Source organism: Streptomyces sp. Tu 2975 (genome assembly GCF_009832925.1).
Taxonomy (GTDB): domain Bacteria; phylum Actinomycetota; class Actinomycetes; order Streptomycetales; family Streptomycetaceae; genus Streptomyces.
Window position 1 is genome coordinate 3754142 of sequence record NZ_CP047140.1, and the last position, 21346, is coordinate 3775487.

General features: G+C 70.8%; 13 protein-coding genes and 1 tRNA gene. 2 read left to right on the forward strand and 12 right to left on the reverse strand.

The window, feature by feature from the left end; translation table 11 throughout:
- Positions 1–157 precede the first annotated feature (157 nt).
- Positions 158–1690, forward strand: a complete 1533-nt coding sequence (locus tag GLX30_RS16525) for a hypothetical protein (RefSeq protein WP_244258181.1) — start codon at positions 158–160, stop codon at positions 1688–1690.
- 336 nt (positions 1691–2026) lie between these two features.
- Here GLX30_RS16525 and GLX30_RS16530 read toward each other — a convergent pair.
- From GLX30_RS16530 to GLX30_RS16580, 11 genes are all read right to left on the reverse strand, one after another.
- Positions 2027–2103, reverse strand: a tRNA-Thr gene (locus GLX30_RS16530).
- Positions 2104–2220: 117 nt separating this feature from the next.
- On the reverse strand, positions 2221–3762 hold the full coding sequence (locus GLX30_RS16535) for an alpha/beta hydrolase (protein ID WP_159689206.1): 1542 nt from the start codon (positions 3760–3762) through the stop codon (positions 2221–2223).
- A 104-nt stretch (positions 3763–3866) separates the two neighbouring features.
- The gene (locus tag GLX30_RS16540; protein WP_159689209.1) at positions 3867–5072 is read right to left on the reverse strand and encodes a DNA polymerase III subunit delta'; all 1206 of its coding nucleotides are present in this window, start codon (positions 5070–5072) and stop codon (positions 3867–3869) included.
- A 204-nt stretch (positions 5073–5276) separates the two neighbouring features.
- Complete coding sequence (tmk, locus tag GLX30_RS16545; protein ID WP_244258182.1) at positions 5277–8393, reverse strand: dTMP kinase; 3117 nt, start codon at positions 8391–8393, stop codon at positions 5277–5279.
- 158 nt (positions 8394–8551) lie between these two features.
- Positions 8552–11383 (reverse strand): type I DNA topoisomerase, encoded by a 2832-nt coding sequence (topA, locus tag GLX30_RS16550; protein WP_159689212.1) that lies wholly within the window; start codon positions 11381–11383, stop codon positions 8552–8554.
- Positions 11384–11607: 224 nt separating this feature from the next.
- Complete coding sequence (locus GLX30_RS16555; RefSeq protein WP_159689215.1) at positions 11608–11805, reverse strand: hypothetical protein; 198 nt, start codon at positions 11803–11805, stop codon at positions 11608–11610.
- Positions 11806–12102: 297 nt separating this feature from the next.
- A complete protein-coding gene (locus tag GLX30_RS16560; RefSeq protein ID WP_159689217.1) occupies positions 12103–13602 on the reverse strand; it encodes a methyltransferase in 1500 nt (499 codons plus the stop codon).
- Between the two features lie 251 nt (positions 13603–13853).
- Positions 13854–14441: a small secreted protein gene (locus GLX30_RS16565; RefSeq protein WP_159689220.1), complete on the reverse strand. Its 588-nt coding sequence runs from the start codon at positions 14439–14441 to the stop codon at positions 13854–13856.
- A gap of 200 nt (positions 14442–14641) precedes the next feature.
- Entirely contained in the window at positions 14642–17047 is a 2406-nt protein-coding gene (locus GLX30_RS16570; RefSeq protein ID WP_159689223.1) for a sodium-translocating pyrophosphatase, read from the reverse strand.
- A 527-nt stretch (positions 17048–17574) separates the two neighbouring features.
- The gene (locus GLX30_RS16575) at positions 17575–18018 is read right to left on the reverse strand and encodes an ATP-binding protein (RefSeq protein WP_159689226.1); all 444 of its coding nucleotides are present in this window, start codon (positions 18016–18018) and stop codon (positions 17575–17577) included.
- Between the two features lie 111 nt (positions 18019–18129).
- Positions 18130–18483 carry an STAS domain-containing protein gene (locus GLX30_RS16580; protein ID WP_003967428.1) on the reverse strand — a complete coding sequence of 118 codons (354 nt, stop codon included), beginning with the start codon at positions 18481–18483 and terminating at the stop codon, positions 18130–18132.
- Positions 18484–18561: 78 nt separating this feature from the next.
- Here GLX30_RS16580 and GLX30_RS16585 point away from each other — a divergent pair, with 78 nt between their 5' ends.
- A complete protein-coding gene (locus GLX30_RS16585) occupies positions 18562–21045 on the forward strand; it encodes a DEAD/DEAH box helicase (protein ID WP_159689229.1) in 2484 nt (827 codons plus the stop codon).
- Here GLX30_RS16585 and GLX30_RS16590 read toward each other — a convergent pair.
- Positions 20981–21346, reverse strand: a complete 366-nt coding sequence (locus tag GLX30_RS16590; RefSeq protein WP_159689232.1) for an Rv3654c family TadE-like protein — start codon at positions 21344–21346, stop codon at positions 20981–20983. The genes GLX30_RS16585 and GLX30_RS16590 overlap by 65 nt on opposite strands.

Genomic DNA, 21346 nt, shown 5'->3' on the forward strand with positions numbered 1-21346 from the left:
CTTCCGGTGAACGGCGCCTCCAGCTCCGTTCGTCATGAATGAGTTGCCGCCCGGCCGAGCACGTCCAGGATTGACCCGGCGCGAGGACGTTCACCGAGTAGCACCAGCGGCAGCGCTTCGTAGTCCCGGTGGCTCGAAAGGAATTCCAAAGGTGACTATGGACGCCCACGAGAAGCAGAAATTTCGCAGGTTTGTGGCGACCAGATCGCCGGAATTGCTACATGTGGCCATGCTCGTCGGCGGCGGCGATCAACGCGTCGCGGAGGGTTTGCTGCGGAAGGCATTGGTCAAGACGGCCAGGCGCTGGCACCGGATCGACCAACCAGAGGCCTACGTACGGGAGATGCTCTGTCGCCGGCAGACCGGACGCCGGGAGCCGTCGCGAACACCCTCGAGCGGTGACAGTACCAGCGCGGCCGAGCTGCTGATCCACGGTGCGCCGAGCGCGGGCCCTGCTCTGCCCGAAGCAGGACCTGAACAGCGGGTGCACGGGGCGCTGAAGGCGAACGCGCCGAGGATACGGCTGTCCGACGACTTCGCCGAGCAGGTGTACCGGTCGTTGCGGCGCCGCAAGGCACGCAGCTCTGTGGTGGCCGGGGCGGTCGCGGCGATCGTCGCGGCCGGAGTCGCAGTGCCGCTGGCCGTGGACGGCGGTGGTACACGAGAGGGGCCCGTGGCCGAGTTCGCCACCCCGGAGGTTGTGGCACGTGCCGACCAGTCGCCGCCGCGGGAGCTGGTCGCCGCAGGGCGGATCGCCGTCTCGGCGTATTTCACGACGAAGCTCGTGAAGCAGCCGGACGGGGACGCGATCGGCACTTACGAGTGGAGCCTGTTCAACGCGGCTACCGAGCGGTACGAGAAGACCGACTGGGCCTGGCTCGACGTCGCCCCGGGAATGCGGACCGCGGCGGTGCTGGAGCGCGATCTGCCGGTCAACCGGATCGGACTGCTGGAACTGGGCACGGGCAAGGTGAAGCGCTGGATAGGGGTCGACAAGAGGGTCGGCGGTGTGCAGTTCTCGCCGGACGGCAAGCGCCTGGTGGCGACGACGTACAGCCTCCACCCGGACGGCCTTTTCAAGGACACGTCGTACCGGCTGAACGGTAGGACGGTACCGGGGCCGAAGCCGAGCCGCACCGGCTACTACGTCATCGATGTCGCCTCCGGCCGGGCGGACTTCACCGACCTGCCACCCAGGAAGAACGAGCGCGAGGTCGGCCCCACGGGCGGGCGTCAGGACTTGCTCTGGAGCCTCGACGGGAAGCTGGTGTGGGAGCCCTGGGGCAACAAGGAGGGCGGCATCTACTACGACGTGAACGGCAAGGAGATGCCGGTCCCCGCGCAGGAAGCGTCCTTGCCCTCTCCGAGTGGCGTCCTCTCCCGTGACGGCAGGCTGGTGACGGGCGATTTCGTCGGGGAGGGCGAGGGGATCTTCTCCGAAGTACTGGATGCGAAGACCGGCCGGCGAGCCGCACTCGTACCCGGCCAGCAGCTACTCGCCTGGGCCGACGACAACCACCTCATCGCCTGGCGGTGCGACCCCGAGCAATGCGAGCCCGGTAAGGGGGAATTCCGCAACCAGCTCCTCCTGATCAGCCTGGACGGCAAGAAGACAATCCCGCTCTCCGGCTTCCGGGAGGCGAAGTTGCGCTACGACGGCCGCTGGACCCCGATGCTCACCCAGCGCTGACCTTCTCCGCAGCAGCCACCAGGCAGCCCCTCACCCCATACCGGCCCCGACCGGAACGAGCCGGGCATCGACATTCCACGATCACGAGATCCTTCGGCACCCCCGGATCAGCCTGACAGGGCGGTACGTGCAAGGCAGATCACACCCGTCGAAGTACGCGATGCGGCACATCGGCGCGTTCTTCTTGCCCGCTCCTCGGCGCCCGCCGCCAGACCAGTGCACCACGGAGACCAGGACTGAGACCCTCGACAGCCGCGCGGCCGCTCCCGCCGTCGTCGCCGCATCCGCCGAACAAGAAAACCCCAGGTCGGAGGGAATCCGACCTGGGGTTTTCGATGGAGCCGCCTTCGGGATTCGAACCCGAGACCTACGCATTACGAGTGCGTTGCTCTGGCCAACTGAGCTAAGGCGGCAAGCTGCCGGGAGATACACGTCCTCGCCGAGGACACGCTCTCATCAGCAGCGGCGCCAAGTCTACAGGGTTCTTCGGGGTGCCCCGAACCACCTCCCGCACGCCCCTGACGAGGGCCTCAGCAGCGCTTGCCGTCCTGCGGGGCCTTGCCCTCGATGAGGTAGGCGTTGATCGCCGTGTCGATGCAGTCGCTGCCCCGGCCGTACGCGGTGTGGCCGTCGCCGTCGTACGTCAGGAGCCGGCCGGACGACAGCTGGCCCGCGAGGCTCTGGGCCCACTTGTACGGGGTAGCCGGGTCGCGGGTGGTGCCGACAACCACGATCGGGGCCGCACCCTTCGCCTCGATGGGGTGCGCCTTGCCGGTCGCAGGGACGGGCCAGTGGCCGCAGTTGAGGGCCGCCCAGGCGAAGCCGCGGCCGAAGACCGGGGATGCCTTCTCGAACTCGGGGACGGCGGTGAAGACGGCGTCGGTGCTCTTGAAGGCGGCCGGCAGGTCGAGGCAGTTCACGGCCGCGTTGGCGAACATCAGGTTCGCGTAGGACCCGTCCGCCTCGCGTTCGTAGTAGCTGTCGGCCATCGCCAGCAGCGGGGCGCCGTCGCCGTCCTGCGCCGCGGCGAGCGCGGAGCGCAGCCGGGGCCACGCGCCGTCGTCGTACATCGCGGCGATCACGCCGGTGGTGGCGAGGGACTCGCCGAGTTCGCGGTCCTCGCCGGTGGGCACGGGAGAGGCGTCGAGCTTCGCGAAGAAGTCCTTGAGGCGGGCGGTCGCGTCGGCGACGGACTTCTTTCCGAGGGGGCATTCCGCCTGCTTGACGCAGTCGGCGGCGAACGACTTGAACGCCGTTTCGAAGCCGGCCGTCTGGTCGCGGTTCAGCTCGCGGGCGGGCAGGGCCGGGTCCATCGCCCCGTCGAGGACCAGCCGGCCGGTCCGGTCGGGGAACAGCTCGGCATAGGTCGCGCCGAGGAAGGTGCCGTACGACGCTCCGACGTAGTTCAGCTTCTCGTCACCCAGCACCGCACGCAGGACGTCCATGTCGCGGGCCGCCTCCGTGGTGGAGACATGGGGCAGGGCCTTCCCCGAGCGCTTCTCGCAGCCCGCCGCGAAGTTCTCGTACGCCTGCTTCAGCGTGTCCGCCTCGGCGGTGTCGTCGGGCGTCTGGTCGACCTGGGTGTACTTGTCCATCTCGGGGCCCGTCAGACACTCGACGGGCTCGCTGCGCGCGACGCCGCGCGGGTCGACGGCCACCATGTCGTAGCGGGCGCGGACCGGGGCCGGGTAGCCGATGCCCGCGTACGCCTGGAGGTAGCCGATGGCGGAGGCGCCGGGGCCGCCCGGGTTCACCAGCAGAGAGCCGAGCCGCTTGCCGGGCCCGGTGGCCTTGACGCGGGAGACGGCGAGCTTGATCGACTCGCCCTCGGGCTCCGCGTAGTCCAGCGGGGCCTTCATCGTGGCGCACTCGAAGTTCGGCACGCCGCATTCGCGCCAGTCGAGCTTCTGCCCGTAGTACGGCGCGAGGGCCGCGGAGGGCGCCGACCCGCCGGCCGCGCCTGGCGCCTCGGGCTCGCTCACGGACGGGCCACCCGTGGTGCAGCCGGAGACGAGCAGGCCGACCGTGGCCAGCGGAAGGGCGAACGTGCGGAGCAGGCGCCTGATGTCCATCCAACGGAGCGTAATGGCAGCAGGCAGTCGTTGCCCGTCCCGGCTCGCAGGGGTGAACCGGCCAACCGGACGACGTCTCTGCGCAGCGCCGTCGGCGGGCGCCTTCAGCCCGCGCGCAGGGCGACGGTCATCGCCTCGACGGCCAGCAGCGGCGCGACGTTGCCCTCCAGCGCGTCACGGCAGGCGACGATCGCCTCTATCCGGCGCAGAGTGCTCTCGGGCGTGGAACCGCGGGCGATGCGGTCGAGGGAGTCCCGCACATCGTCGTTGGCGAGGGCGACCCGCGAACCCATCTGCAGCGCGAGCACGTCCCGGTAGAAACCGGTGAGGTCCGTCAGCGCCAGATCGAGGCTGTCGCGCTGCGTGCGGGTCTTGCGGCGCTTCTGGAGGTCCTCGAGCTCCTTCATCAGGCCGGCCGTCCCGCGCGGCATCCGGCCGCCCTCCGACGCGCCCAGCGCCGCCCTCAGTTCCTCCGTCTCCTTGACGTCGGTCTCCTCGGCGACCTGCTTGGCGTCGTCGGCGGCCGCGTCGACCAGTTCCTGGGCGGCCCGCAGGCAGCCGCCGATGTCCTCCACGCGCAGGGGCAGCTTGAGAACGGCGCCTCGGCGGGCACGGGCCCGTTCATCCGTGGCCAGGCGACGGGCGCGGCCGATGTGCCCCTGCGTGGCACGGGCCGCCGTCGCCGCGAGATCCGGTTCGACGCCGTCCCTTCTGATCAGCACGTCGGCGACAGCGGCCACCGGCGGCGTCCGCAGGGTCAGGTGACGGCACCGGGAGCGGATGGTGGGCAGCACGTCCTCGACGGAGGGCGCGCACATCAGCCACACGGTGCGGGGGGCCGGCTCCTCGACGGCCTTCAGCACGGCGTTGGCCGACTTCTCGTTCAGCCGCTCGGCGTCCTCGACGAGGATCACCTGCCAGCGGCCGTTCGCCGGCGCGGTGAACGACTTGCGGACCGTGTCCCGCATGTCGCTGACGAGGATCTGCGTGCCCGTGGCGGCGATCCAGCTCACATCCGCGTGCGTGCCGATCAAGGCTGTGTGGCAGCCGTCGCAGAAGCCGCAGCCCGGCGTGCCGCCCAGAGCCCGGTCCGGGCTGGTGCACTGCAGGGCCGCCGCGAACGCACGAGCCGCGGTGACGCGCCCGGATCCAGGGGGTCCGGTGAACAGCCAGGCGTGCGTCATCTTCGACGCGGGCGGCACCGGCTCCCCCGCGGCATGGGCGGTGACGTGCGCGTCGGCGTCGCGCGCGGCGGCGGAGAGCTGCTCCTGGACGCGCTCCTGGCCGACCACGTCGTCCCATACGGCCATGTGCCGTCACCGACCTTTCCTGCTGCGGTCTCCCATTGTGGCGGAGGGCGCCGACAGTGCCGTCCACCGGTGTCCTGCCGCCCCGCTCCGCGAGTCCGCCGGTCCCGCCGGCCCTCCCGTCCTGCGGGTCCCCCGGTCCCGCACGTCCCGCAACCTGAAGAGGACCGGGCACCGGGCCCGGTCCTCTTCAGCGGCGTGCGGCCGTCAGCCGCGACGGCCCCGGCGTCCGCGGCCGCCGTCGTTCTCGTCGTCGTGCGGGCCGAGGAGTTCGTCCGCCAGCGTCGGAAGGTCGTCGAGCGGGGTCTCCTCCGCCCAGTCGGAGCGGCGGCGCGGGCGCTCCGCCGAGGGATCCACCTGCGGGAGTTCGGTGGTGCGTTCGTTCCCGCCGCCGACCCCCCGGTCCTGGTGCTCGTCGCGGAAGATCCCCGGTGGCACACGGCCGGCAGGGCCGTCGTCCCGTACCGGAGGCAGTACCGCGGTCTCGTCCGCCGCACGGGTGTCACGCACCGGCCGCAGCATGGTCGTGTCCGCGTCGTCGGGGACCTTGGGCAGCATGGCCGTCTCGGCCTCGTCCGGCACCTTCGGCAGCACGCTCGTGGCGTCGTGCGAGCCGCCCGGCACCGGGACCTCCTGCGTGACCTCGTCCGGCTTCACGACCGGAGTGGGCGCCGTGGTCTCCACGGCCGAAGCGGCCGCTGCCGCGGCAGCGGCCGCCTCCGCCGCCCGGCGTGCCTCCTCCGCCCGCAGCAGAGCCTCCTCGGCCTTGCGCTGCTTCTCGAGGCGGCGTTCCTCCGCCTCCTTGCGGAGCCGGGCCTCTTCCTCCGCCTGCTTGCGCAGTCGTTCCTGCTCCGCCTGGCGTGCCCGCTCCTCGGCCTCGCGGCGCTGCCGCTCCTCCTCGGCCCGGCGCCGTGCCTCCTCGGCGCGCTGCCTGGCCTCCTCGGCCTGACGCTCCGCCTCGCGCTGCCGGGCCTCCTCCAGCTCGCGGCGCTTGCGCTCCTCCTCCTCGGCCCGGAGCTTGGCGAGCTGTTCCTGCCGCTCCCGTTCGAGGCGCTCCTCCTCTGCCTTCCGCGCGGCCTCTTCCTCGGCCTTGCGGCGGGCTGCCTCCTCGGCCGCCTTGCGGGCGTCCGCCTGGGCCTTGATCTCCGCCTCCGACAGCGGCAGCAGCTGGTCGAGCCGGTGCCTCACGACCGTGGTGACCGACCCGGGCTCCTGTCCCGCGTCGACGACGAGGTAGCGGCCGGGGTCGGCCGCGGCCAGGGTCAGGAACCCGGCGCGGACCCGCTGGTGGAATTCCGCCGGCTCGGACTCGAGCCGGTCCGGTGCCTCGGTGAAGCGTTCCCTTGCGGCCTCGGGCGAGACGTCCAGGAGCACGGTCAGGTTGGGCACGAGACCGTCCGTCGCCCAGCGCGAGATCCGGGCGATCTCGGTCGGGGACAGGTCACGGCCGGCGCCCTGGTAGGCCACGGACGAGTCGATGTACCGGTCGGAGATGACGATCGCGCCCCGGTCGAGGGCCGGGCGGATCACCGAGTCGACGTGCTCCGCACGGTCGGCCGCGTACAGCAGCGCCTCGGCGCGGTTGGACAGACCGGCGCTCGAGACGTCCAGCAGGATGGAGCGCAGCCGCTTGCCGACCGGGGTGGCCCCGGGCTCGCGGGTGACGACCACCTCGTGGCCCTTGGCGCGGATCCACTCGGCAAGGGCCTCGACCTGGGTGGACTTGCCGGCTCCGTCTCCGCCTTCGACGGCGATGAAGAATCCGCTCGTCGCGGGAGCCTGCCCCGGGTCGGCGCCGCGGCGCAGCGCGTCGCGGAGGTCGCGGCGCAGCGGCACGCCGGAGCGGTCGTCGGTCTTGGCGAGGACGATCGCTGCCACGGGCAGCAGCAGTGCTCCGACGAGCATGAGCGTGAACGCGGCCCCGCCGTGCGCGAAGACGAAGTCGCCGCCGGCCAACCGGTGCGGTCCGATCGCGGCGGCGAGCAGCGGGGCGGCGACCGCGGCCAGCCCGATGACGACACGGACGACCGCCTGAAGATGCGTTGCGAACCGGGGCCGCCGGAAGTCCTCGGTCTCCTGGTCGACGAGCGCGTGTCCGGTGTTCGCGGCGATGCCCGCGGCGACGCCGGCGACAGCGGCGAGGAACAGTCCTGTCGCCGTGTCCGGCACGAGGCCCAGCGCGAGCAGGGCGACGCCGGTCACGGCGAGCGCGAGGGCGAGCAGCCTGCGGCGGGACAGCGAGGGCAGGACGGCGCCCGCCCCGCGGATGCCGGCTCCGGTGCCGCCGATCAGCGCGAGGATCAGCAGCGAGAAGGTCACCGGGCCGCCACCGAGGTCGACGGCGTGCAGCACGGCGACCGACGCGGCGGAGGCGACGGCCGCGGTGACGGAGGCACAGGCCAGGACGAACAGCGGTATGGCGCCGGTGCGGCCCTTGTCCTGCCCGTCACCCTTGGACGGCCGCCGCAGACCCTCCAGCGGCGAACGCGGCCGGGGCGTCTGCGAGCCGGGCAGCTCCACGAAGTACAGGGTCGAGACAGACGCGGCGAACAGTCCGGCCGCGAGGTAGGAGCCGAGGGCCGCCTGATGCTGGGAGAACCATTCGACGCCCGTGCCCAGCAGATTGCCGATCAGCGTGGCGACGAGGAGAGCCGCGGCCGCGGCGGGTACGACGGCGAAAGCGGTGCGCAGCCACAGGGTGCGCAGCGACTCGAGGTGGTCGGGCAGGGGCCGTACGGCCGCGCCCTCCGGTGGCGGCGCGGGCAGCAGCGCGGGCGCGGCGCCTTCGCGGGCCACGGTCCAGAAGCGCTCGGCGACGCCGGTCAGGAAGACCGTGACGAGCAGGATCGCCAGTGCGTTGTCGGGCGTCCAGTCGATCCACAGCGGCGCGACGACGAGCAGCGCCAGGCGCAGCCCGTCGGAACCGATCATGGTCCAGCGGCGGTCGAACGGACCGTTCGGCGCCGTGAGCGAGGTCATCGGGCCGAGGAGCACCGCTCCGAAGATCAGCGTCGACAGGACCCGGGCACCGAACACGGCGGCGACCGCGAAGGCGGCCCCGCGGTATCCGCTCCCGAACGCACCGGCCTCCACCGCGGCCTGGAGCGACAGCAGGAGAAGCACAAGCACGGCGAGTGCGTCCCCGATGCCGCCGACCACCTGGGCGTTCCACAACCGCCTCAGCGGTGGGTGGCGCAACAGGGAGCGCACGGCCCGTTCACGTGAGTCCGTGGCAAGTGCATCGGAACCCGATGCGTCGGAGGCAGTCTGTGAAGCGGTGCTCATGACCGCCTGCTGCTCGGCTGGCTGCTCGGCTCGCGTCATTCGGCCAGCCTATCCGGAGCGTGGTGCTCCCCGGAGGGGTGTCCGAACATACGGGCGCTCTTGTGGCAAGGGTGTGAAGTTCCCCCGCCGGGGAGCGGGCGACCGCACGGGATACGGCGGGGCTGTCTCCTCACGAGGAGACAGCCCCGCCGTCCCGGCTACTCGTCCGCCGAAGCGGCCGTCTTCTTGGCCGCCGCCTTCGCGGTCGTCTTCTTGGCCGTCGTCTTCTTGGCCGTCGTCTTCGCGGCGGTCGTCTTCTTGGCGGCGGTCTTCTTCGCCGCCGTCTTCTTGGCCGCCGTCTTCTTCGCGGGAGCCTTCTTCGCCGTCTTCTTGGCGGGTCCCTTCGCCCGCTTCTCGGCGAGCAGCTCGTAGCCGCGTTCCGGGGTGATGTCCTCGACGCTGTCGCCGGTCCGCAGGGTGGCGTTCGTCTCGCCGTCCGTCACGTACGGGCCGAACCGGCCGTCCTTGACGACCACCGGACGCTCACTGACCGGGTCGGTGCCCAGTTCCTTCAGCGGCGGCTTGGCGGCGGCCCGGCCACGCTGCTTGGGCTGGGCGTAGATCGCCAGCGCCTCTTCCAGCGTGATGGAGAAGAGCTGCTCCTCGTTCTCGAGGGAGCGCGAGTCGGTGCCCTTCTTCAGATACGGGCCGTAGCGGCCGTTCTGCGCGGTGATCTCGACACCCTCGGCGTCGGCGCCCACCACCCGCGGCAGGGACATCAGCTTGAGCGCGTCCTCGAGGGTCACCGTGTCCAGGGACATGCTCTTGAAGAGCGAGGCCGTACGCGGCTTGACCGCGTTCTTGCCCGTCTTCGGCGTGCCCTCGGGCAGGACCTCCGTCACGTACGGGCCGTAGCGCCCGTCCCTGGCGATGATCTGGTGGCCGGTGGCCGGGTCGGTGCCCAGCTCGAAGTCGCCGCTCGGCTTGGCGAGCAGTTCCTCCGCGTACTCGACGGTGAGCTCGTCGGGTGCGAGGTCCTCGGGGACGTCGGCGCGCTGGTGGCCCTCCGCCTCCTTCTCGCCCCGCTCGACGTACGGCCCGTAGCGGCCGACGCGCAGCTTGATGTCGTTGCCGACGGGGAAGCTGGAGATCTCCCGGGCGTCGATCGCGCCGAGGTCGGTGACCAGTTCCTTGAGGCCTCCGAGGTGGTCGCCGTCGCCGTTGCCCGCCTCGGAGGCGGCGCCGGCGGCGTCGCCCTCACCGAAGTAGAAGCGCCTCAGCCACGGCACGGCCTGGGCCTCGCCCCGCGCGATGCGGTCGAGGTCGTCCTCCATCCTCGCGGTGAAGTCGTAGTCGACGAGCCGGCCGAAGTGCTTCTCCAGCAGGTTGACCACGGCGAAGGAGAGGAACGAGGGGACGAGGGCTGTCCCCTTCTTGAAGACGTAGCCGCGGTCGAGGATGGTGCCGATGATCGAAGCGTAGGTCGACGGGCGGCCGATCTCGCGCTCTTCCAGCTCCTTGACGAGGGACGCCTCGGTGTAGCGGGCCGGCGGCTTTGTGGCGTGACCGTCGACCGAGATCTCCTCGGACGACAGGGCGTCGCCCTCCGCGACCTGCGGCAGGCGCCGCTCGCGGTCGTCGAGCTCCGCGTTCGGGTCGTCGGCGCCTTCGACGTAGGCCTTCATGAAGCCGTGGAACGTGATCGTCTTGCCGGACGCGCTGAACTCGGCGTCACGGCCGTCCGAGGCCCGGCCACCGATCTTCACGGTGACGGAGTTACCGACCGCGTCCTTCATCTGAGAAGCGACGGTCCGCTTCCAGATCAGCTCGTAGAGCTTGAACTGGTCACCGGTCAGGCCGGTTTCCGCGGGGGTACGGAAACGATCACCCGACGGGCGGATCGCTTCGTGCGCCTCCTGCGCGTTCTTGACCTTGCCGGCGTACACGCGCGGCTTCTCCGGCAGGTAGTCGGCGCCGTAGAGCTGCGTCACCTGCGCACGGGCCGCGGCGACGGCCGTCTCGGACAGCGTCGTGGAGTCCGTACGCATATAGGTGATGAAGCCGTTCTCGTACAGCTTCTGGGCGACCTGCATGGTCGCCTTCGCCCCGAAGCCGAGCTTGCGGGACGCCTCCTGCTGGAGCGTCGTCGTACGGAACGGTGCGTACGGCGAGCGGCGGTACGGCTTGGACTCGACCGAGCGGACCGCGAACGACGCGCCGTCGAGGGCTGCCGCGAGGGAGCGGGCGTTCGCCTCGTCCAGGTGCAGCACCTGGGCCGACTTGAGCCTGCCGTCGGAACCGAAGTCGCGGCCCTGGGCGACACGCTGCCCGTCGACCGTGTTCAGGCGTGCGGTGAGTGTGGACGGGTCGGACGGGTCACCGGCCCGGCCGGTGGAGAACGTGCCGGTCAGGTCCCAGTACTCGGCGGAACGGAAGGCGATCCGCTCGCGCTCCCGCTCGACGACGAGCCGGGTCGCGACCGACTGCACACGCCCGGCGGACAGCCTGGGCATGACCTTCTTCCACAGGACCGGCGAGACCTCGTAGCCGTAGAGGCGGTCGAGGATGCGGCGGGTCTCCTGGGCGTCGACCATGCGCTTGTTCAGCTCGCGCGGGTTGGCGACGGCGTCCCGGATCGCTTCCTTGGTGATCTCGTGGAAGACCATCCGGTGGACCGGGACCTTGGGCTTGAGCACCTCGAGGAGGTGCCACGCGATGGCCTCGCCCTCGCGGTCCTCATCGGTGGCCAGGTAGAGCTCGTCGGATTCGGCGAGCTGCTCCTTGAGCTTCCTGACCTGGGCCTTCTTGTCGGCATTGACGACATAGACGGGCTGGAAGTCATGTTCGACGTCGACGCCGAGCCGCCGCACCTCGCCGGTGTACTTCTCCGGCACCTCAGCGGCGCCGTTCGGCAGGTCGCGGATGTGCCCGACGCTCGCCTCGACGACATAGCCAGGGCCGAGGTAGCCCTTGATCGTCTTCGCCTTGGCGGGCGACTCGACGATCACAAGTCGGCGGCCGCCGTGTGCGGTCTCGCTGGTCGGGGACAACTTCGCTCTTCTCTCCGGTCGACGCTCGATGGGCGCTCACGGCGGGTGCGGCACGTGGTCCTGTGCCTGGTCGCACTGCTGTGACGCTGCTGTCGCTGCGGAGTGTGACGGTACAACCCGCCCCCGTGTCAAACGGCAAAAGCCCGCAACGGCCACTCGAACGGTAACCCGAGTCCAGCCGTTCCTGCCGCCCGGACCCGGCACGTCGTCTTCCGGGGACCGGGTCAGAGGCGGCCGAAGCACCACACGGCGAGAGTGAGGAACACCGCACCGAACAGCATCCCGAAGGTCACGCCCGTCGCCGTGGTCACTCCGTGCGCGACGGGCCGGCGGTGCAGCGCGCGCATCCCCGTCCACAGCAGCAGCGCGGCCCCGAACAGCGCGAATGCCGTTCCGGCGAAGATCGCTGGCCCGCTCTCCATGCCCGTACCCGGTCCTTCCCTGATGCCGACGTCCCTGTGCAGGGCGAGGCTGGCACCCCTGGGCGTCGCAGGCACGAACTCCGGGTGAACGCCACGTGGGGTTCACCCGCCCGGTCGCGGTCGAAGTCACACGGCGGGCGGGGGCAAGTCACAGTAAATGAGACCGCAAACCGAACGTTGGCCGGATTTCCCCGTGGATTTCCGCCACCGGAAGCCGCGGGGAGCCGGGCAGGAGATCAGGAACCGGCAGCAGGACGCGGACCCAGGGGTGAGGCCGGCCCGCCGCCGGGTGCGACCTCAGCGCGGGGCCGGCTCCAGGAACCCTTCCTCGATCAGCAGCCGCAGTGCCTGCGGAGTGCGGTCGCGCAGCAGGACCGGGTCCTCCCCGAGCAGCTGGGCGATGGCGTCGAGGATCTGCCCGGCGCTCAGGCTGCCGTCGCACGCGCCCGCGAAACCGGCGCCGACCGTGTCGACCTTGGTGGCGCGGCGCATGCCCCGGTTCTGGCGCAGCACCACATGTTCCGGATCCTCCGCGCCCGGCATCCCGACCTGCTCCTGCACGATCTCCTCGGCCAGCACGAAGTGATCGGCGAGCAGCGCGGCATCGTCACGCGCACGCAGATGGTCCTGCCGGGCGAAGTGCGCGCGCACCGTGTCGCCGAGCGGCTGTTCGACGGGGTGCGGCCACTCCTCGGTGACGATCGAGGGGCGTTCGGCGCCGGACTTCCGCAAGGTGATCCAGCCGAAGCCGACCGACTTGGTGCGACGGGCCTCGAACTCGTCCAGCCACGCGTCGTACCGCGCGGCGTACCGGGCCGGGTCGGTGCGGTGGTCCCCGCTGTCACGCAGCCAGAGCTCCACGTACTGCGTCACGTCCTGCACCTCGCGCTGCACGATCCAGGCGTCGCAGCCGGGCGGCACCCACGAGCGCAGCCGGTCCTGCCAGTCCTCCCCTTCTACGTGCTGCCAGTTGGCGAGGAACTGGGCGTGGCCGCCGTCGTTGAGCCTGTCCCCCGCCTGCTGGACGAGAGAGCGGCACAGGTCGTCCCCGCCCATCCCGCCGTCCCGGTAGGTCAGCCGGGCACCGGGGGAAATGACGAACGGGGGGTTCGACACGACGAGGTCGTACGTGTCGGAGCCGACCGGCTCGAACAGCGACCCCTCGCGCAGGTCGGCCTCCCGCGCACCGGACAGGGCGAGCGTGAGCCGGGTGAAGTGCAGGGCCCTGGGGTTGAGATCGGTGGCCGTCACCCGCGTCGCGTGCTGGGCGGCGTGCAGCGCCTGGATGCCGGAACCGGTTCCCAGGTCCAGTGCGGCAGCGACGGGCGTACGGATCGTGATGCCGGCGAGGGTGGTGGACGCACCGCCGACGCCGAGGACAACTCCTTCGCCCTGGCCGCCCGCCCCACCCGCTCCGCCGACCGCGCATCCGAGGTCGGAGACGATGAACCAGTCCTGCCCCTCCGGCCCGCCGTACGGACGGACGTCCACGGTCGCCCGCACCTCGTCGCCGTCGCGAGTCACCCAGCCGTCGGCGAGGCACTCCTCGAGAGGGAGCGCCTTGCGGGCCTGCTCCTGGGGCACGGCGCACTGGAGCAGGAACAGCCGGACGAGCGCCTCCAGGACACCCGCCCCTCGCGTGGCGCGCAGGGCGGGCACGGTCTCGCTGCGGGCGAGCGCCGCGTAGGCGGGCGCGCCGAGCAGGTCGAGCAGCCCGTCGGCCGTGAAGGCGGCGGAGAGGAGCGCTTCACGCAGCCGGGGCGCGTGGTCGGGCACGGGGAGGCTTGTCGTACTCACCCGCCCATTGTGGCCGCCGCGACGGACGACCGCCGCGCGGCCCGGCGTCCCACGGACCGCCTCCACCCGCCGAACGGCCGGCGCCCTCCGGACACCGATGGCGATCCCGCCGGACCGCTGCCGTCCACCGGACCGCTGCGGCCGCGCCGGAAGGGCGGGGGCGCCATTGAGCCTCGGCCCCGGGACGGCCTACGCCTTGCCCGATGACGCCGGGCCGGAAGGCGGGCGGTCGAGCTACGGCGCCGGGACGGCTACGCCTTGCCCGACGACGCCGACGCGCCGCCTGCGGGGCTCGACGTGTCGGCCCGCTTGCAGCCGGGCTGCTTCGCCATGGCCTTGCCCAGTTCCCCGGACTGCAGCTTCGCCAGCGCCGCTTGGTCCATGCGCTCGATCTTCTTCAGCCCGTCCGCGACGGTCTGCAGGCCGTCAGCGAACTTCTGCTGATTCTTCGGGTCGAGTTCGTCGACCTTCTTCTTCAGGTCGAGGTAGGCGGCGGCGGTGGCGTCGAGCTCCTTCACCGCGTCCTGCTGGAGCTTCTCGCCGTTCTCGACCGGGGGAACGCCGGCGTCCCTGACCGCCTTGGCGAGCGCCTTGTCCGCAGCCGCGATGTCCGCGAACGCCTTGGAGTCGGCAGCCTGGATGTCCGCGGGCTTACCGTCCGCAGCCGTCGAGATGATGGCCTGCTGTGCGTCGGCCCTCTTCTTGATCTGCGGCTGCGCCTGGTCGCAGACGTCCTTCGCCCAGGCGTTCACCTTTTCCTCGCCGTCGTCGCCGCAGCCCGACAGCGCCAGTACCAGTACCGCGCCGCCGGACAGGGCGGCCGCAAGCTTCTTGTTCACCGGATTGGTCCCTTCCAAGGCCTCTCGGCCCCGGAACATACACGCCAACTGGGCGACAACCGCGTGTCGTGCGCCTGGTTCGTTACCTATTGAAGCCATTTGCACCAAGAGAGACAAGGCTCACCCTGAGCGGTGATTCCTCAGACGAACGGGCGGACGGCACGTCACACCGTGCCGCCCGCCCGTTCACTGATCTCGCGTCAGGAAACCACCGCCGGATCGGTCGGCTTCGCGCTGCGCTCCGCAGTGCCGGACTCGTCGCCGACGGCGATGCCCCGCCGCTTCGAGATGTACACGGCACCGACGATGATCAGAATCGCCAGGACCGCGACCACCGCACGCACCCCCGCGCTGGAGTCGTCCCCGTAGCTGAACTGGACCACCGCGGGCGCGATGAGCAGCGCAACCAGGTTCATGACCTTCAGCAGCGGGTTGATCGCCGGGCCGGCGGTGTCCTTGAACGGGTCGCCGACCGTGTCGCCGATGACGGTCGCGGCATGCGCCTCACTGCCCTTTCCGCCGTGGTGACCGTCCTCGACGAGCTTCTTGGCGTTGTCCCACGCGCCACCGGAGTTGGCGAGGAAGACGGCCATCAGCGTGCCTGTGCCGATCGCGCCCGCGAGGAACGCTCCGAGGGCGCCGACCCCGAGCGAGAAGCCGACCGCGATCGGTGTCAGCACGGCGAGCAGGCCGGGCGTCGTCAGCTCCCGCAGCGCGTCCTTGGTGCAGATGTCGACGACGCGCCCGTACTCCGGCTTCTCCGTGTAGTCCATGATCCCGGGGTGCTCGCGGAACTGCCGCCGCACCTCGTAGACCACGGCGCCCGCGGAGCGGGACACCGCGTTGATGGCCAGCCCGGAGAAGAGGAAGACGACCGCGGCGCCGAGCACCAGGCCCACCAGGTTGTTGGGCTGCGAGATGTCCATCACCAGGTTCATCGGTGCGCCGTCCCCCAGCTTCTCGCCGACGTCCGAGGCCGCCGTCGCGATGGCGTCGCGGTAGGAGCCGAAGAGCGCCGCGGCCGCGAGCACGGCCGTGGCGATCGCGATGCCCTTGGTGATGGCCTTGGTGGTGTTGCCCACGGCGTCCAGGTCGGTCAGGACCTGGGCGCCCGCGCCGGTGACGTCACCGGACATCTCGGCGATGCCCTGGGCGTTGTCCGAGACCGGGCCGAAGGTGTCCATGGCCACGATCACGCCGACGGTGGTGAGCAGACCGGTACCGGCCAGCGCCACCGCGAACAGCGCCAGCATGATCGACGTGCCGCCGAGCAGGAAGGCCCCGTAGACGCCGAGACCGATCAACAGCGCGGTGTAGACAGCCGATTCGAGACCGATGGACATACCGGCCAGGATGACGGTGGCCGGGCCGGTGAGCGACGACTTGCCGATGTCGCGCACGGGACGCCGGTTGGTCTCCGTGAAGTAGCCGGTCAGCTGCTGGATCAACGCCGCCAGGACGATGCCGATCGCGACGGCGACGAGCGCCAGGACCCGCGGGTCCCCGTCGTGCGCCTGGACCGCCGCGTCGCCGACCCCGTTCAACTCGGCGTACGAGCCGGGCAGGTAGACGTAGGCGGCCACGGCCACGAGGACGAGCGAGATCAGCGCGGAGATGAAGAAACCGCGGTTGATCGCCGTCATCCCGCTGCGGTCGGCGCGCCGCGGGGCGACCGCGAAGATACCGATCATCGCGGTGACCACGCCGATCGCCGGGACGATGAGCGGGAAGGCGAGCCCGGCGTCGCCGAACGCGGCCATACCGAGGATGAGGGCCGCGACGAGCGTGACGGCGTACGACTCGAAGAGGTCGGCCGCCATGCCCGCGCAGTCGCCGACGTTGTCGCCCACGTTGTCGGCGATCGTGGCGGCGTTGCGCGGGTCGTCCTCGGGGATGCCCTGCTCGACCTTGCCGACGAGGTCGGCGCCGACGTCGGCCGCCTTGGTGAAGATTCCGCCGCCGACACGCATGAACATCGCGATGAGCGCCGCGCCGAGGCCGAAGCCCTCGAGCACCTTCGGCGCGTCCGCCGCGTAGACGAGCACGACGCAGGACGCGCCCAGCAGGCCGAGGCCCACCGTGAACATGCCGACCACGCCGCCCGTACGAAAAGCGATCTTCATGGCCTTGTGCGAGACGGCCGTGAGATCTTTTTCCGGCTCGCCTTCCGCCGGCGTGGCTTCGCGCGCGGCAGCGGCGACGCGCACATTGGCCCGCACGGCAAGCCGCATGCCGATGTATCCGGTGGCCGCCGAGAAAAGCGCACCCACCAGGAAGAACACCGAGCGCCCGGCGCGCTGCGCCCAGTCGTCGGCCGGGAGAAGCATCAGCAGGAAGAACACCACGACGGCGAAGATGCCGAGAGTGCGCAGCTGCCGTGCCAGATATGCATTCGCGCCTTCCTGCACCGCGGCCGCGATCTTCTTCATGGAATCGGTGCCCTCGCCCGCGGCCAGCACCTGGCGTACCAGGAGCTGGGCGACCACAAGCGCGGCAAGGGCGACGACCGCGATCACAATAACGATCAGTCGGTTGTCGTCCGTGAGTACCGCGGCTGCGAGAGAAGTGGGGTGATCGATCAGCTGTGGGTTGAAGAGCCCCGCCATTCGTCCTCCTTGACGTCAGAGCTCAAGATGTGGACGGATTGTAGGGAGCGGAACCTGATCAAAACAGGGCGCGGTTTATGTAATTGACCTTGACTTGCTACTCAGCAAATGATCGGGCCCTGAAATGATCCCCGAAAGCGGTAACGGGGCAAAAGCATTGACGCCCGAATGATGATCTAGAAAATACGAAAGAGGCCCTGCTCAGCAGGGCCTCTTTACGTCGTAACGATCCGGAATGATCAGCGGACAACGGGACCGGCGCCCGGACGACGCCGATCTGCCCCTCCGGCACACCCGCCCCAGGACTGTCCGGTCCTGCACGGTCGGATCAAGGCGCGACGACTTAAGGAAACGACGATCAGGGCGCGACGAACTCGGCCGACGGCTCTGGGACCGACGGGACCGACGGGCGGGACCGAGGGCTCCAGGGGTCGCTCCAGGACCAGCAGGCCCTTGGACCGCCGGCTCAGCGACCGACAGCTCTGAACTCTGGGACCGAGCGATAGGGCGTCTCGGAGGGTGACGACTCAGGGCGTGACAGCGAACGACGTCGCCGGCCAGCTCATGCGGATGACACCGCCGTCGTCGGTGGAGGAGACCTCCACGTCGTCGACGAGGCCGCTGATGACGGCGAGACCCATCTCGTCCTCGCCCTCCGTGTCGACTTCCTCGGTGCCCTCGCCGCGGCCGCCGGACACGGCTGTGGAGCCGGCGCCCGCGCTCGGGACCTCGTCACCGACCTCGATGGAGAAGATTTTTTCCTCGTCGGCCAGGACCACCCGTACGGGCGCGGTGATGCCATGGCTGCGGTGCAGTCCGACAGCACGGCTGCAGGCCTCTCCGACGGCGAGCCGGACCTCGTCCAGCACCGCCTCCTCGACCCCGGCACGACGAGCCACGGCAGCGGCGACCAATCTCGCTGTCCTGACATGTTCGGGCTGGGCGCTGAAGCGGAGCTCAACGGTGGCCATGCAGTCCCCCTCGGACGTACGGGCGTGCCTCTCGACGTACGGGCGTGCCTCTCAGAGGCCCGGGCTGGATGCCCGGGGCCCCTCTTGCTTCCGGCAGTCTCCGGCCGACCGTCAGTCGGTCGCCGCGACGGCTTCGTCGACCGTGGTGTGAATGGGGAACACCTTGGTCAGACCCGTGATCCGGAAGATCTTGAGAATGCGCTCCTGGTTGCAGACCAGGCGCAGGGAGCCCTCGTGCGCACGCACACGCTTGAGCCCGCCCACGAGCACGCCGAGGCCGGTGGAGTCGAGGAAGTCCACGCCCTCCATGTCGACAACCAGGTGGTAGCTGCCGTCGTTCACCAACTCGACCAACTGCTCGCGCAGCTTGGGCGCGGTATACACATCAATCTCGCCACCGACCTCGACGACCGTACGGTCGCCACCAGGTCCGGACACATTGCGAGTCGACAGGGACAGGTCCACGGATCCTCCAGCACCTTGCTATCGAGCGGCCGCCCTTCAAGTCTCCCCGACGGAGCCGGAGGACGGTCGCCAGCCGCGATGGCATTCAATCACTTACCAGCAGCCATGCACGACGCCTTGGGACCATTGTCCGTCACGCCAGTGACACACTCGGTGCCGATGGCCATGAATCACCGTCCCAGTCGACCGCCCGGGAGCGTGGACAACCGCCCCTCCCCCAGCACGGTCCTCGACCGGCTCACCGCTGGTGCGAGCCGGGCTGCGCGCATCACTCATACGGAGCACCTGCCCCCTCGACCGGGTAGGCATGCCGTCTGGCCGGACCGCATCCGGGCAGAAGTGATCAGCGCCGTTCAGCATGCCGGAATCGAGCACCCCTGGGCCCACCAGGCGACCGCCGCCGAGCACGCCCTGGACGGCGAGTCCGTGGTCATCGCGACCGGCACGGCGTCCGGCAAGTCCCTCGCCTATCTGGCCCCCGTACTCAGTACGCTGCTCGACGGCGCGGAGGCCGCCAACGGCCGAGGCACCACCGCCCTCTACCTGGCGCCCACCAAGGCGCTCGCGGCCGATCAGCGCCGCGCGGTGAAGGAGCTGGCGGCCCCGCTCGGCAACCGGATCCGGCCCGCCGTCTACGACGGCGACACGCCGGTCGAGGAACGCGAATGGGTGCGCCAGTACGCCAATTACGTCCTCACCAACCCGGACATGCTGCACCGCGGGATACTCCCCGCCCACCCACGCTGGTCCTCCTTCCTCCGCTCACTGCGGTACGTCGTGATCGACGAGTGCCACACCTACCGCGGCGTCTTCGGCTCCCATGTGGCCCAGGTGCTGCGGCGCCTTCGCCGGCTGTGCGCGCGCTACGGAGCGAATCCGGTCTTCCTGCTCGCCTCCGCCACGTCGGCGGAACCGGCCGTCGCCGCCGGCCGGCTCACCGGTCTGCCCGTGCAGGAGGTCGCGGACGACGCCTCCCCGCGCGGAGAGCTGGTCTTCGCACTGTGGGAACCGCCGCTGACCGAGCTCCAAGGCGAGAAGGGCGCGCCCGTACGCCGCACCGCGACCGCGGAGACCGCCGACCTCCTGACCGATCTGACGGTGCAGGGCGTCCGCAGCGTGGCCTTCGTCCGCTCCCGGCGCGGCGCCGAGCTCATCTCCGTCATCGCCAAGGAGCGCCTCGCCGAGGTGGACCGATCCCTGCCCCGGCGTGTCGCCGCCTACCGAGGTGGCTATCTCCCCGAGGAGCGCCGGGCGCTGGAGCGCGCCCTGCACTCCGGCGAACTCCTCGGTCTGGCGGCCACCACCGCCCTCGAGCTGGGTGTGGACGTCGCCGGCCTGGACGCCGTCGTGATCGCCGGTTACCCCGGCACACGAGCCTCCCTGTGGCAGCAGGCGGGCAGGGCGGGCCGTTCGGGTCAGGGAGCCCTCGCCGTGCTCGTGGCCCGTGACGACCCCCTGGACACGTATCTCGTCCACCATCCCGAGGCCCTGTTCGACCGTCCGGTGGAATCCACCGTCCTCGACCCGGACAACCCCTACGTGCTGGCCCCGCATCTGTGCGCGGCAGCCGCCGAGCTCCCGCTCACCGAGACCGACCTGGAACTCTTCGGTCCGGGCGCGTCGGAACTCATGCCCCAGCTGGAGGCCGCGAGGCTGCTGCGGCGGCGGACATCGGGCTGGCACTGGACCCGTCGTGAGCGGGCCGCCGACCTGACCGACATCCGGGGCGGCGGCGGGCGCCCCGTCCAGATCGTCGAGTCCGCCACGGGCCGGCTGCTCGGCACGGTCGACGAGGGGGCCGCCCACACCGCGGTCCACGACGGAGCCGTCCACCTGCACCAAGGCCGGACGTACCTGGTCGACAAGCTCGACCTGGAGGACTCCGTCGCCCTCGTCACGGAGGCCGGCCCGCCCTACTCGACCACCGCACGCGACACCACCTCCATCTCCGTACTCGAAACCGACATCGAGATCCCATGGGGAGACGGACGCCTGAGCTACGGCTCCGTCGAAGTCACCAACCAGGTCGTCTCCTTCCTGCGGCGCAGGCTCATCACCGGCGAGGTCCTCGGGGAGTCCAAGCTCGACCTGCCTCCCCGGACCCTGCGTACCCGTGCCGTGTGGTGGACCGTCACCGAGGACCAGCTGGACGCCGCCCGGATCAACCCGGAGCAGCTGGGCGGGGCGCTGCACGCCGCCGAGCACGCCTCGATCGGGATGCTGCCCCTGTTCGCCACCTGCGACCGCTGGGACATCGGAGGCGTCTCCGTGCCGCTCCATCCCGACACGCTGCTTCCGACCGTTTTCGTGTACGACGGGCATCCGGGCGGGGCGGGCTTCGCCGAGCGGGCCTTCCACACGGCCCGCGAGTGGCTCACCGCCACCCGGGAGGCGATCGCCTCGTGCGAATGCGAAGCGGGCTGCCCGTCGTGCATCCAGTCGCCCAAGTGCGGCAACGGCAACGATCCGCTGCACAAGCGGGGCGCGGTCCGGCTGCTCACGGAGTTGCTCCGGACCGCACCGACGGCCCAGGAGGCCCCGGCGGGCCCGCCCGCGCCCTGACCGCCGGGGCGTACGGGCCGAAGCGGGCCATCGCCGTCACGTCCGAGATCTCGCCCCTCACGGAGCACCGGACGAGCTGCGCTCCCTGCGCGTCGGCCACCCGGCCCGCCGTCGCACAGGCCTTGGCCGTGCCCCGCAGGGCGTTGTCGGCGGCGGCGAGGGCCGCGAGGTCGGCCGCGGCTCCCGCCCGGTGACGGGCGACCACGGCCTGCCCCATCGCCAGAATGATCACGAACACCGCACACAGAACGGTCGTCGCCATCGCCGCCCACACGGTCGCCGAGCCACGGTCCTCACTCAC